The following is a 13,387-nucleotide window of genomic DNA, read 5'->3' as shown; positions in this document are numbered from 1 at the left end:
GTTCGGATTAACCGTGGTTGAATGAGCTTGCGCTGTCTTCATCAACAGAGTTCACAACAGGAAACTTGTTGAACTTTTCAATCGTACGCTTAAGGTCTTGAACCAATAGATCAACCATGTCACGACTCACACCGTGGCGAATAAGCACACGCATGATGACCAAGTCTTCACGGTTAGAAGGCATTGAGTATGCTGCGATCTGCCAGCCGCGAGCACGAATTGCATCACTTAAGTCAAACAGGTTAAAGCCTGCATCAACGTCGTTTTTCAAGCTAAAGCTCATTGCAGGGATACCGCCACGACCATCATAAATAATGTCAAATAACCCTAATTTCGCGACTTCGTCCGATAGATATTGTGCTGAGTGGTAACAAGCATCGTGGATGCGTTTGTAGCCTTCTTTACCTAGGCGTAGGAAGTTGTAGTACTGAGCTACGATCTGTCCGCCAGGACGAGAGAAGTTGAGAGCAAACGTTGGCATATCGCCGCCAAGATAGTTCACGCGGAAAATCAAATCTTCCGGAAGGTCACTTGCTTCACGGAAAACAACCCAGCCCACACCAAGAGGAGCTAGACCGTATTTATGGCCAGATGCATTGATAGATTTCACTCGCGGAATACGGAAATCCCACTCAAGCTCTGGGTCACAGAATGGTGCGATGAATGCGCCACTTGCGCCATCGACATGCATCGGGATATCAAGACCTGTTTCTGCTTCTAGTTTGTCTAGGGCATCTGCAATCGCTTTTACAGGTTCGTACTGACAAGTGAATGTCACGCCCAGTGTCGGTACCACACCAATGGTATTTTCATCAGCAAGAGCTAGAACTTCTTCAGGTGTCATCAGAAGGCGGTCACCTTCCATAGGGATTTCACGAAGCTCAACATCCCAGTATTTTGCAAATTTATGCCAGCACACTTGAACAGGACCACAAATCAGGTTTGGTTTATCTGTTGATTTACCTTCTTTGCGACGCTTTTCACGCCAGCGCCATTTCATAGCCATGCCACCTAACATTGCAGCTTCACTTGAACCTGTTGTTGAACAGCCCATCGTGTTTTCTGCATCGGGTGAGTTCCAAAGGTCAGCTAGCATACGAACACAACGGTCTTCAATTTCTGCGGTTTGTGGGTACTCGTCTTTATCAATCATGTTTTTGTCGATGCACTCATCCATGATCTTATGGATATTGCCATCCACCCAGGTTTGACAAAAAGTCGCTAGGTTCTGACGAGAGTTTCCATCTAGGATTAATTCATCAGAAACCAATTGATAAGCAGCGTCTGGATTTGATTCATCACTTGGAAAAACGTGATTGTTAATAGTGCTATCAAGTAATTGATCCGCAAATACGTCATCAGCAGCTTGGTTGTTTTGTTTGTTGTTTAGCATGTTTTTCTCCGTTACATAATTAATAATCAAGGACAGGTTTGTTTACTGTTTAAAACCAGTCTTGGTTGGGACGAGATGAATTATTACCGAATCAGAATATAAAACCATCAATTAAAAATAAAAGAGTCATAATTAAAGAATCAGGAAAAACATAATGGAATAAAAATGATAAAGAAATAATTACTTGAGTTATTTCTTTGAAGTGACAATTTTTCAATTTTTAGGGAAATAGTCATGGAGATACTATTTCAAAATTTACGCCAGAACCCAAAATACAGATTCCTCCTTTGCCTACTAAAGTTAAAGAAGCTCTTAAAAATTAACATCAAGAAAATATAATACATACAAATCAACAGTTTAATATTTTTTCGCATGTTAAAATTATGAATTAATGATGTAAGTGTAATTATTTAATCTTTCCGAATAGATATACTTCTTGGCAACTTATCGAGAGTGGTCAGCAGAGTTGTCTAATATTAAATATCAGTAACACGTATTAATTACGTTTGTCCGCTCAATATCAAAACCATTATTAATGGGTGTTAAAATGAAAGACCAACTATTATTTGGCAACGTTTATATACCGAGTTTTATGATACTTGTTATTGTTAGCTTGTTTGCTCTAATGTTAGTTAAGTACTTTCTTGGCAATGTACTAAGAAAGAATAAAATCATGAACCCTTCTTTATGTGAACTATGCCTAGTAATCATTGTTGCTGGGCAGTTTTTATTATTACAGGTAAAATAAAATGAATGTATTTAAAGTATTATTGCCCACAGCTCTTGTTATTGGTGCCGGCTTGACTTGTTATACCTCTTGGGTGGCATACACAGATTCTTTGTGGACTCGTGATGCAAAAATACACGTGGAGATTGCGCAAATCTCGCCGAAGGTATCTGGAGAAATTACTCGCATCGCGGTGACAGACAATCAGTTTGTCCATGCAGGTGACTTGCTATTTACCATTGATGATACGGATTATAATAATAACGTCTCTGATGCCACGTTCTCGATGCTAAAAGCAGAATCTGAGCTCAATCAAGCGAAGAATGTGTATCGTCGTGACTCGAAATTATTGTCTGCACGATTGATTTCACCTGAGCAGGTAATGTCAGAAAAGTTGCAAGTTGATGCCAATAGAGCTGAGTATAAGAAGGCAAAACTAGACCTAGCTAAAGCGCAGTTAGACTTGAGTCGTACCCAAGTGGTTGCACCGCAAGATGGTTATGTCACTAACCTTCAACAACGCCAAGGTAACTTTATTAATACTGGCGAAACCTTTGTAGCATTGGTGGAAAGCAACACTTATTACATTCAAGCTTATTTTACCGAAAACAAAATCAAAGAAATTAAAGAAGGGGCGATTGCAACCATCACACCTTACTCTTCTGGGGACACCTTTGAAGGTACAGTGGACGGAATTGGACGTGCTATCACCGACCAAAGTGCCGATAGCTCTGGCTTGGTATCAAATGTAGATCCCACCGTCCCTTGGGTGCGTTTAGCGCAACGTGTGCCTGTTCGTATTAGCATTCCACATGAAGTCATCGTAAATGAGAGACTGATTGCGGGCACCACTGTCTCGGTTACGATTCAATGATGTTACTTAATTGGGCACGGCAGTGGCTCGATCCTGACTCTGCCATTTTTGGTTTTCGTTTTGCTGTTGCCGTAGTGTTGACTTGGGTTTTGTCACAGCTGTTTGATTCCGACTCCACTGGAACGGCAATGATGACGACAGCCATTATTCAAATCACAGGTACTCGGGGAGCTAGCATCCGAAAAGCCATGGCGCGTCTTGCAGGCACTTTTATGGGGGGCGCTTATGTGCTGCTCATCGCAAGTGTGACTTTGATTGATGCATGGCTTTTTAATAGCTTCATTATTTTGGGCATTGTAGTTAGCCTTGGCATCGCTTCTTATTTTCATCACCGAGTTTCGTACATGTTTGCCATTGTGGGCGTAACGTTATCATTGGTTGGATTTCCAGTGGCAGCGGACCCGAATATGGCAAACCTCTTCGACCACGTCCAACTACGATGTGTCGGTATCTCGTTTGGAATAGTGATGTCTATGGTAGCGAGTCTCATGATTCCGTATCCGGATGATAAGCGTGAGCTAACGTTTGTCAAAAAGCAGACAATTCATTTTATCAAGACACTTTTTCAATCGGATGCGTCCTCTGTTACTAAATCAATCCGAATTTTTTTGACGATGATTGGCCGAAAATGGCTGGCAGTGGATGATGAAATCTTTGGCAGCCAAAACGATATGGCTGCAAAAATATCAAGTCGTACAAGTTTTTACGATTGTATCAACATTGCCATAATGGGTATTGAACTGCGTAACATGGGTGATTCTGCAGGTATGACCCAAGATGCATGGCAAGCATTACAAGAGAATGACTTCATACTTGAAACAAGTTTTGCACAAGAGTGGTCACTGACAGAAAGTGACTTTTTCTCACTTTTTCATTTTCAAGTTAAGCATTTTGCTGCCCAACTTAACAACTTTTCGCAGCAAAACGGCCTAGTAAAAACTAGTGAGACACAATTTGTAGATAAAATTAGCGATTTTACCGATGGTTATTTGGTGCTAATCAATATGTTCAGGGCAGCACTAGCCCTTTTTCTATTGTCATTTATGTGGATTGAACTGCAGTGGCAAGATGGAATGGGTGCAATGATCATGGCTGGTATGGTGGTATCGGTCTTTGCGGCAAACCCTGGTGCAGAAAAAGCATTTAGTCCAAACATTTATGCCCAGTTTTTGGCCGGAGGATTTGCCTTCTTAGTCAACTTTATTGTCATGCCCATAGGCTCACCAATCATTGTCTATACGGTGGGATTTGTGGGGATTTACATCATGGCGTATTGGTTTAACCAAAGTAAATCGCTATTAAAAATCATCATGATGGTCTCGTTGTTCTCTTGGAGTAATCTTGTACCGACAACCAGTATACCTACTTTTGATTTTGCTCATTTCTTAAATACATTAGTGGCGAATATGGTGGGATTAATTGTGCTTTGGCTTTCTTACCAGTTAATACCTTCTAGAACGGCAGTAGATATTGTTAAACGTCGTGTGGCGCAACTGGTGCGTAAGGTTAAATACAAGCATAAGAGTGCCCTTAACCAATTGAATTTGAACAATCTATTTTTATCATTTTATCCTCACGTATTAGGTGAGAATGAAGATGATACGGTATTTCGGTTGCTCTACACCAAGTCCATTGTTCGTGTGCTAGCAAACGAAATGCTTGATAGCGTGGAGCGCGACGTGCTCCTTTCTTCTTTGGACAGTGGTAAAGAGCAACTCCTGAAAAACCAAGCGTTGCAGAAGCTTGTGAGTAGCAGGGTTAGTGATCAAGCACAGTTAAATTACAATTGGTTTGCGCTAATGAAATTATGCAATAGCAAACCTTAACCGTGGCGATCTATATAGAGATTGGTTCGCCAATCTCTATATAGGATAGTAGTAGCTCACAATGTAACTATACTTGTCATCGACGTTAGTTCGACAACGCTGTTCGTTTTATAAAGAGTCACATGCAGGGATAAACTAACTTGCCATGACTGTTTTATCTCCATTTTATTTTTTCGGCCAAACGGTTCGACCCAACATGGAGACCATCATAAACCACTGATTTTATTTACTTAAATGTATATTTTATATTTTTGATAGGTTTTATTTTTGTATAGCGAAGAGAAAATCATCAATGATTTAAAGGTTACGAGAAAATGAAATTTACTTTATTTATTCGCTGACAGTATCGCGCATTATTCATATCGAAACTTACTTAACGATATGAAAGGTAGCGAACAATGAACACTTACATAAACCGTATTAATCAGCCTTCTCCGCAGTCTAAAGCTTTACTACTACTTCTTTCTTTAGCTGCGTCACCGGTTATGGCTGATGATACCCGAACCGACTCTGAACAAACGTTTGATAATTGTGTATTACGTCAAATCCATATGGATGTTGAGCAAGACAGCCTAGAACAAATTAAAGCTCAATGTGAGCAAGAAAAAACAGCTGGACGTGCCAAAACCACAACGCGACATGAACTAGAAAAAGAAACGGCAGAGAACCCTTTTGTTATTACGCCTTATCGTCAGAACTACCTACTACCGATCACTCATATGAAAGCGGTCAATAAAAACCCATACAACTCTGAGGTATTCGGCGATGCAGCCGATGGTTTGAGCGATGAAGAAATCAAATTCCAGATAAGCTTTAAAGTGCCTTTGATTACGGATGATATCTTCAATGAAAGTGACGAGTTGTACTTTGGTTTTACATTAAAATCATTTTGGCAGGCGTACTCGTCTGATATCTCTGCGCCCTTTCGAGATACGAACTATCGCCCAGAAGTGTTTTACGAAACAAAATTACCTATCGAAGCTGGGGATGGCTTATGGTTCTCTCGAGTTGGTTATGAGCACGAATCAAACGGTCGTACTGATGAGTTAAGCCGAAGCTGGAACCGAATTTATGCGGGTGTGGGTTACGAGGAAGATAATTTTATGATGTACGTTGAACCTTGGTATAACCTGGGCGGAATGGACAGTGATAACACCGATATCGAGGACTACCTTGGTCACTATGAACTGACGACAGCGTATAAATATGACGTATTAGAGTTCACTGGCGTAGGTCACTACAACTTCAGAACAGGCTACGGCGGTCTTGAAGCGGGCGTCAGCTTCCCACTCTTAGAACACGTGCGTGGGTACGTGCAGTATTTTAATGGTTACGGTGAAAGCTTGATTGATTATGACTATCACAACCAACGTATTGGTGTCGGCATCTTGTTGACTGATATTATCTAATAAACTGAATTTAAAAGAGAAGCTTTCGATGACAAATATTATATCAATTCAATCACACGTTGTTTTTGGTCATGCAGGTAACAGCTCCGCCGTTTTTCCAATGCAAAGAATGGGCGTTGAGGTTTTGCCAATTCATACCGTTCAGTATTCTAATCATACTCAATATCAGCAAGGTTGGACGGGGCGAGCGTTTGACGCCTCAGACATTGACCAGTTGATTTCGGGATTAAACAATATCGGGCAGCTTGATCAGTGTTTTGCCTTAGTCTCAGGCTATCAAGGAAGTGCAGCTCAATGCGATTCTGTTGTAACGGCGGTGAACACCCTTAAAACCCGTAACTCACAAGCTTTGTATGTATGCGACCCTGTAATGGGTGACCCTGAAAAAGGGTGTATAGTACCTGATGAAGTCACCGATAAACTGGTCAACAACCTGATGCCGATCGCTGATGTGATTGTTCCTAATCAATTTGAACTGACTCAATTTACTGGGATGAAAATTGAATCACTTGATGATGCAGTGAAGGCGTGCGCATTGGCCTTGAGTAAAGGTCCGAAAGTGGTGTTAGTGAAACACTTGCATAGCTTGTCAGATGAAAATTTCTCGATGATGTTAGCAACAGCGGAAGGCACTTACTTAGCTCAGCGCCCTAAACTAGAGTTTGCCAAACAACCGGTAGGCGTTGGTGATTTGATCACGGGCTTGTTTTCTGCAGGCCTATCAAAAGGTTTATCGGCAGTCGATGCTTTTAGGCATGCACACAACGCAGCGTTTGGGGTATTAAAAATGACTCAAGATCGCGGGGAATGGGAGTTGCAAACCATTAAAGCGCAAAATGAATTTGTCCAGCCTACTTACGATTATCCTGTACAAAAAGTAGGTTAACACTCTAAAAATCCAGTGGCGGTGAGTACGTAAATCAATTGCGGATATTGCTAATGAAACGCGAGACAAATTGGGCGCTATCGCTACCACACTTCAATGAAAAGAGGCTAACACTACCAATTGTCAGTGAAGACGTTAGAAGGCTACGACGAAGCGTATTTAAGCGCAAAATAAGCTATTGATTCTAAAGAACCTCAATAATGAAAATTATCGAGGTTTTTTTGTTTTTTGTACAATTCTATCCTATAGTTTTTAACTAAATACAATAAGTTATAAAGAGTCTCGACAGAATTTATGAAGAATCAAAAAGTGCAGTATAAGTTCGACGAATGGTTGTTTGTTCCCTACGAGGATAAGTTTATCCTCGATGGAGAGACCATTGTTATTGATAATAGACTTTCCAAACTATTTCATTTCCTTTGTGAATACCCAGATACTGTCTTTTCAAGAGACGAGCTGATTGACGAAGTGTGGAATGGTTCGATTCTTTCTGATCAAGTTATCACGCAAGCTATTTTTGAGCTTCGTAAAATTCTCAAACAGCATGGGAATCACCCTCATGGATATATTGTTACGGTGCCCAAACGAGGTTATAAATTAGACGCTACTGTTGATCGGACAATCGAAGCTCCGAAAGTATTGATTGATAGTGTTTTTAGAAGTGAATCGCTAGAAACTGAAACATCGGACTATTCAAATGAAGGCGAAGTGCAACCTGAAACAGAATCTGCAGAGTCTGTTATCGCAGAGACCAAAGAGGTGGAACAACCTGAAGCTTTCAATGAAGACCCGGTTGCTGAAGAGCAGGCGCAGACCTCAACACAGTTAGTCGAGCCTACTAAACCTAGTCATCCGCCAGTACAGCCACCAAAGGCACAGACAAAAGAGCCCAAATCAACTAACGTAAAAAAAGCACCTTTGCTGATTACCGTTGCTGTGCTCTTTGCCGTGATAGTCTCTTGGTTTTTTATTAATCAGAACCAAGCCCCAAGCACACATGTAGCGACAAAAGATATCGTTGAAACACCAAGTTATTTATCTCTTGAGCCTAGATACATTCATGTGATTATTGATGATGATGTAAGAAAAGATGATTTGAAAGTCGGTGTCATCAAAACGTTATTAGACTTTTTAAAAACATATCAAGATTTTCGGATTATCTATGATGGTCCCGCTGCCAAGTTGGCGGCAAATGAGATTCACTTTAAAAGCAGTACAAATCAAAATAAAGAACGGTTAGAGATAGAGTATTTCAATCGTATATCGAAACATAAGCATTTAGACCGCAAATATGATGTATCTAATCAAGCATTGAAAAGATCTATAAAATCGTCGTTGGATGATTTACTGGATTCATTCAATCTTGATATCGATAAACAACAGATAGCGAAACTAGTTAATGAATTACCTGATGATAGCGTCGCATTAAACTCAATCTTGACCGCCTACTCGGCTACCTACCATGGTACTTCAGAGCTAGAAGCTCTTGACCTGATAAAACAAGCTGAGATTTACGCACCAGAAAATCCTTACATTGTGGCTTCGGGTTATATTTATAACCTTTCTTATATGTATTTGAATCCCAAGCAAGATAATACAACGTTAATTGCAGAGCAAAATGAAAGAGCACTAAGGAAATTTTCGTCATTCTCCGAAGAAGGACGTAATACTCCAAGAGTAATAGAGGCTATGGTAATGATGGCTTTATCACAGGATGATACTGTAGCAGCAAATTCGTTACTTAATGCGATACCTCCAAATCGTCGTTCGGTTCTTTTTTATATTCTAAGTGCTAAAAAAGCAGAGTTAACGGGTAATCGAGATGCAGCAGAAGAGCTTTATTACTATGCGGTATTAGAGGCTTCGACCACTTTAGTACTCGATCTATCTGAAGTCTTATTTTTCAACAGTGATTTATCGGATATAAAGACCAAAATAGAACTGAGCTCTCGTTAGAAACTAGCAACCAGATACACAAAAGGCACGGTAACTGAGGTTACCGTGCCTTTTGTGTTTGAGTTCATTCACCTTGTGTTCGCTTTACCTTAGTTAAGGATGGTATAACCACGTTCAGTCATACAGTTTCTCATCACTTTGTCTTTTTCTCCTGAATATTGCATAGAAGCTTGTTCTTTTTGCGCTGAACCGCCTAAAAACCCCGTCACCAGTCCAATGCCCGCGCCTATCTCTGCGCCTGTTGAACCTGAGCCACCGCCGATTGCAGCTGCGCCAGCACCTAGAGCCGCTCCTCTGCCAACATGCCTAATTGTCGTTCTGCCTGTGCTCTGTGTTTGTTGCAACTGCACCTGGCCACTCAATTGTTCACATTGATACATATCAGCACTGTATTTTTCCTGATCTAAACCTTTGGTGTCGATGATTAAGTTTTGAGAGAAAGCTTGCGGGGCAACCGCAATTGCCATTAGTGATAGTAAAAGTAGTTTTTTCATTTTCTTATCCGTTAGTTGATTAATTAAGATGATCATAACGGATGACAAATCTGAATAAATAAAGGCCGTATAAACCATATCTAATAATCTTCTACTGCAAAGCCACCATCAGATTATTATTAATTTCAGGATAAAAATCAGATAAAAATCAGATAAAAACCCAATAAAAATTAATTCTAAATTGTTGTTTTAAATGGATTATATAAAAAATAGCATAGTGTAATTAATTGATGATAACAAAGCTTGCTTAGTACCTTAATATTCTCACCACGTTAACCACACCCTATCTAGGAGAGAATATGCCAACTCGAACCAAGCTCTACCATTCAGATACATTTAATAGCCTTTCATACTATGTTGTCGCGGCCAATCAATCCGAATCCTTGCGTAATGAGGAGGGCGATACGTTAGAAAAGCTTCGTGATCTGATGGCCCCAACCGCTTTCGCTACTTCCTAATAAGAAAACTTCATATTTAATACGGTATCAAAATGAAAAATAAGATAAAAATTACTCCTCTGATCTTGTTGGCGGTGAGTGGCGCGGTAAATGCTGATTCACTGAGTGAAATCTATGGTTTAGCCAAACAACACGATCCTGAGTTACTTGAAGCGGCCGCCCAGCGAGAGAGCGCATTTGAGGCGATCAACTCAACAAGAAGTAACTTGTTACCACAGATTGACCTAACAGCAGGGTATGTCTATCAAGATACTGATCGTCATGAGGCTGACGGTAGCACTGGGAACGTTAATCTTGGATTAGTTCAGTCGATATACGATCGCAGCAGTTGGGTATCTCTCAATATTTCTGAAAAAACGGCACGCGAGGCAGATGCTCGTTATGCGGTTACTCAGCAATCTGTTATTTACAATATAACAGAAGCTTACTTTGATGTTTTATCTGCTAAAGATAATCTTCTTTTTGTGCAATCAGAGAAGGAGGCTTTAGCTAAACAGCTAAATCAAACTGAACAACGCTTTGAAGTGGGCAGTGCTCCCATTACTGATGTTCAGGATGCACAAGCGCAATATGACAATGTTGTAGCGCAAGAAATCCAGGCTCAAAACTCGGTAGAAAACGCTTTGGAAGAAGTACGAGCGATTACCGGACAGCCTGCTTCAAACCTTTCTATTCTTGATATCAAACGATTCTCGACTTCGATGCCTGAACTTTCTGTAAATGCTCTTGTTCAAAAGGCAAGCAGTGAGAATTTACAAATTCTAGCGGGGCGTATTCAAAAAGATATTGCTAAAGAGCAAATCTCACTCGCTGACTCTGGTCATTTACCGACAATTTCATTGACCACTGGTTATGAATACACAAAGAATTTTGATGAACCGAACAACCCAGTAACAGGTTATACGCAAGATGACGATGAGAACTTATTCAATATAGGAATATCGATAGATCTGCCAGTGTATTCCGGTGGACGAGTGACTTCAGAAAGTAAACAAGCGCAATATCAATATGTTGCTGCGAGCCAAGACCTAGAAAGTACTTATCGCGACGTAGAGAAGAATATTAGAGCAATCAATAACAACATTCGCTCAGCGATTGGGTCGATAAAGGCTTATGAACAATCATTGGTGTCCGCAAAGTCAGCGTTAGAGGCGACAGAGCAAGGCTTTATGGTGGGAACACGAACCATGGTAGATGTTTTGGATAGTACGCAAAACGTTTATCAAGCACAAAAGAACCTATCGGATGCTCGTTATCAATATATTTTATCAAGAGTTCAGCTGAAACAGACTACTGGTTCACTAAGTGAACAAGACATTTTTGATGTGGACGCTGGATTAACTCGAATCCATTAATTGCGCTCTCAGAATGCTATCCATGTGCTCCCAAAGCTTGGGAGCAATACAAATTACTATGGTGCAAGTCCCATTGAATAGGCAAACAAAATGAAAAATTTAACTCGAAATGTAGTTATCACGCCACAAACGCAATCAATGATTAATGAACAGTTATCAACTTTAATGCAGTTAACCGAAGGCGCTTTGCACGTTGAGTATGAAGCTAAGTTCAATATTGTATTCCAAGATTACGAGATTCAAGTCTCTGCGTTCCTGCCAAGCCAAACCTTTTATCTAAACAGCACTGATTGTGATTTGGACAAGGGACTAGAAGATGCATTTCTTGGACTCCAAAATAAACTACAGAAATATGATGATAAAAAGGCAGTTAAACAAGCCATAGCAACCAAGATAAGTCAGGTGGTTCATGCTCTGAATAGTAATAGACAAGCTTTGCTTGCCAAGATTCGTTAATCCAAACCAAAAACATCATTGCGACAAAATTAAATTTACTTACGTCCAATCCACATTACGAAAAAGAGCTGTTTGAAACTTTCTTTCGAGAGTTTTATGCGGCTCTTTTTACGTCTGTTATTTATGTTATGGCATGAGTTCGTTGTCGTGCTATCTGTAGTTGCATCGTTTACTAAGCACTAGAGAATCCTCTTCCTATATAGAGATTCTGCATAGCTATGTTTATTGTTTTAGTGATAAAAACTGTCTCGCGTAGCCCATCAGAAATTGAGTTTTGGCAAATTCATTAAGACTTAGTAATCAGTCTTTATAAATAGATAACGCACTATATAGTTGGCTATAAAACGGTGATAAAAAGTAGATAAACTAATGATAAAAGAGCAAAGCGAATTAACTCTAACCACTTGTTATAAAGGTCAAATTTAATAATTAGTTTTTGATTACCCTTGATTTATAACAATGTGTAGATGTTTCATTAGTATTTGTCTCACACCTACTCAATGAGAGAAACAACATGACAAATAAACTACTTAACCTTTCTATTGTAACGCTTGTAACATTTTCTACATTTGCTCAAGCAGCAAATGATGACATTTTAGATACAGCATCCACAACAGCAGAAATACAGGTTGAGTCAACTATTACTTGTGCCGATTTTTTGGAACTAGACCAAGAAATTATCCCTATCAGCGTTAACTATTTAATGGGTTGGGATGCAGAAACACAAAGTATTGATACTCATAAAGTTGAAGATTTTGACACTATCGATATCACTCAGATTGTGGAAGTTTGTGAACAAGAACCAACGACTTTAGCGGTAGAAGTTATTGAACAACAAACCGCAAAAACAAACGCAAAAAAAATTGAAAAAGCACTGTAGGACTAAATAATGAGCTCAAATAAAACAATCGCTATCGCACATACTCATGCTGACGCAGAGCATTTAGTCACTCAGTTAGCAAAGCAGGGGTTCCCTATTGATAAAATGTCGATTATCGGCAAAGGCTATGAAACGGAAGAGCATGCTACGGGCTTCTACAACATTGGTGACCGAGTCAAATCTTGGGGTAAAACCGGCGGTTTATGGGGCGGTATCTGGGGAGCGCTTATCGGTTCTGGCCTTTTCTGGTTGCCGGGTGTTGGTGCTGTACTTGCTGCAGGTCCATTTGTTGCTACGTTAGCAGGGGCGGTGGAAGGGGCAGTCATCACTGGTGGGTTCTCAGCATTGGGCGGTGCCTTAGCGAGTGTTGGAATTCCAAAAGACAGCATCATTAAATATGAAGCTGCAATAAAAACAGATAAGTACCTAGTCATGCTTGATGGTACTGAACAGCAATTGCTCGATGCTCAAGTATTTATTGAAGATCACCCTGGCAGTTCAATTTAATTAATACATTACTTTAGCTTATTTTTTTGAATACTCACACAGCAACTAGGTGTGAGTATTCAACTGAATAGCAAGTAGATAAAGGTTCTTTTAATATACGAAGGCCCGAATAGTTTTTGATTACTAAAGGTAACATCATGGGCTGTGGAACGACCACTAATTTACT

The 13,387-nt window shown here is 40.1% G+C and carries 11 protein-coding genes; 9 read left to right on the top strand and 2 right to left on the bottom strand.

The window, feature by feature from the left end:
• Positions 1-7: 7 nt before the first annotated feature.
• On the bottom strand, positions 8-1,393 hold the full coding sequence (locus tag MSG35_RS21485) for a glutamate decarboxylase (RefSeq protein WP_017110925.1): 1,386 nt from the start codon (positions 1,391-1,393) through the stop codon (positions 8-10).
• A 749-nt stretch (positions 1,394-2,142) separates the two neighbouring features.
• Between MSG35_RS21485 and MSG35_RS21480 the strand changes: the two genes are divergently transcribed.
• The 5 genes from MSG35_RS21480 to MSG35_RS21460 all read left to right on the top strand — a co-directional run bounded on the left by MSG35_RS21480 (position 2,143) and on the right by MSG35_RS21460 (position 9,071).
• Positions 2,143-2,994: an HlyD family secretion protein gene (locus MSG35_RS21480; RefSeq protein ID WP_102280523.1), complete on the top strand. Its 852-nt coding sequence runs from the start codon at positions 2,143-2,145 to the stop codon at positions 2,992-2,994.
• On the top strand, positions 2,991-4,820 hold the full coding sequence (locus MSG35_RS21475; protein ID WP_248384976.1) for an FUSC family protein: 1,830 nt from the start codon (positions 2,991-2,993) through the stop codon (positions 4,818-4,820). The genes MSG35_RS21480 and MSG35_RS21475 overlap by 4 nt, the downstream gene beginning before the upstream one ends.
• A 398-nt stretch (positions 4,821-5,218) precedes the next feature.
• Positions 5,219-6,229 (top strand): phospholipase A, encoded by a 1,011-nt coding sequence (locus MSG35_RS21470; RefSeq protein WP_248384975.1) that lies wholly within the window; start codon positions 5,219-5,221, stop codon positions 6,227-6,229.
• Between the two features lie 28 nt (positions 6,230-6,257).
• Positions 6,258-7,115, top strand: a complete 858-nt coding sequence (gene pdxY / locus MSG35_RS21465) for a pyridoxal kinase PdxY (RefSeq protein ID WP_248384974.1) — start codon at positions 6,258-6,260, stop codon at positions 7,113-7,115.
• Positions 7,116-7,409: 294 nt separating this feature from the next.
• Entirely contained in the window at positions 7,410-9,071 is a 1,662-nt protein-coding gene (locus tag MSG35_RS21460; protein ID WP_145568973.1) for a winged helix-turn-helix domain-containing protein, read from the top strand.
• 89 nt (positions 9,072-9,160) lie between these two features.
• Here MSG35_RS21460 and MSG35_RS21455 read toward each other — a convergent pair whose 3' ends face one another.
• Positions 9,161-9,565 carry a glycine zipper family protein gene (locus MSG35_RS21455; protein WP_248384973.1) on the bottom strand — a complete coding sequence of 135 codons (405 nt, stop codon included), beginning with the start codon at positions 9,563-9,565 and terminating at the stop codon, positions 9,161-9,163.
• 490 nt (positions 9,566-10,055) lie between these two features.
• On the opposite strand from MSG35_RS21455, the gene tolC reads away from it, so the two are divergent.
• The 4 genes from tolC to MSG35_RS21435 all read left to right on the top strand — a co-directional run bounded on the left by tolC (position 10,056) and on the right by MSG35_RS21435 (position 13,221).
• Positions 10,056-11,378: an outer membrane channel protein TolC gene (gene tolC / locus MSG35_RS21450; protein WP_248384972.1), complete on the top strand. Its 1,323-nt coding sequence runs from the start codon at positions 10,056-10,058 to the stop codon at positions 11,376-11,378.
• 90 nt (positions 11,379-11,468) lie between these two features.
• Positions 11,469-11,834, top strand: coding sequence for a hypothetical protein (locus MSG35_RS21445; protein WP_248384971.1), 366 nt, complete (start codon positions 11,469-11,471; stop codon positions 11,832-11,834).
• Positions 11,835-12,348: 514 nt separating this feature from the next.
• Positions 12,349-12,714 carry an HdeA/HdeB family chaperone gene (locus MSG35_RS21440; protein WP_248384970.1) on the top strand — a complete coding sequence of 122 codons (366 nt, stop codon included), beginning with the start codon at positions 12,349-12,351 and terminating at the stop codon, positions 12,712-12,714.
• A 9-nt stretch (positions 12,715-12,723) separates the two neighbouring features.
• Positions 12,724-13,221: a DUF1269 domain-containing protein gene (locus tag MSG35_RS21435; protein WP_248384969.1), complete on the top strand. Its 498-nt coding sequence runs from the start codon at positions 12,724-12,726 to the stop codon at positions 13,219-13,221.
• Positions 13,222-13,387: the final 166 nt, after the last annotated feature.

Origin of the sequence: Vibrio sp. 1CM23M, from assembly GCF_023161755.1 — a bacterium.
Lineage (GTDB): Bacteria > Pseudomonadota > Gammaproteobacteria > Enterobacterales > Vibrionaceae > Vibrio > Vibrio coralliirubri.
This window is presented reverse-complemented; position numbering and strand designations above follow the sequence as displayed.

Coding starts and splice junctions, on each gene's coding strand:
- MSG35_RS21480 (WP_102280523.1), top strand. CDS start 2,143: ATGAATGTATTTAAAGTATTATTGCCCACAGCTCTTGTTATTGGTGCC.
- MSG35_RS21440 (WP_248384970.1), top strand. CDS start 12,349: ATGACAAATAAACTACTTAACCTTTCTATTGTAACGCTTGTAACATTT.
- MSG35_RS21475 (WP_248384976.1), top strand. CDS start 2,991: ATGATGTTACTTAATTGGGCACGGCAGTGGCTCGATCCTGACTCTGCC.
- MSG35_RS21460 (WP_145568973.1), top strand. CDS start 7,410: ATGAAGAATCAAAAAGTGCAGTATAAGTTCGACGAATGGTTGTTTGTT.
- MSG35_RS21470 (WP_248384975.1), top strand. CDS start 5,219: ATGAACACTTACATAAACCGTATTAATCAGCCTTCTCCGCAGTCTAAA.
- MSG35_RS21445 (WP_248384971.1), top strand. CDS start 11,469: ATGAAAAATTTAACTCGAAATGTAGTTATCACGCCACAAACGCAATCA.
- MSG35_RS21435 (WP_248384969.1), top strand. CDS start 12,724: ATGAGCTCAAATAAAACAATCGCTATCGCACATACTCATGCTGACGCA.
- tolC (WP_248384972.1), top strand. CDS start 10,056: ATGAAAAATAAGATAAAAATTACTCCTCTGATCTTGTTGGCGGTGAGT.
- MSG35_RS21455 (WP_248384973.1), bottom strand. CDS start 9,565: ATGAAAAAACTACTTTTACTATCACTAATGGCAATTGCGGTTGCCCCG.
- pdxY (WP_248384974.1), top strand. CDS start 6,258: ATGACAAATATTATATCAATTCAATCACACGTTGTTTTTGGTCATGCA.
- MSG35_RS21485 (WP_017110925.1), bottom strand. CDS start 1,393: ATGCTAAACAACAAACAAAACAACCAAGCTGCTGATGACGTATTTGCG.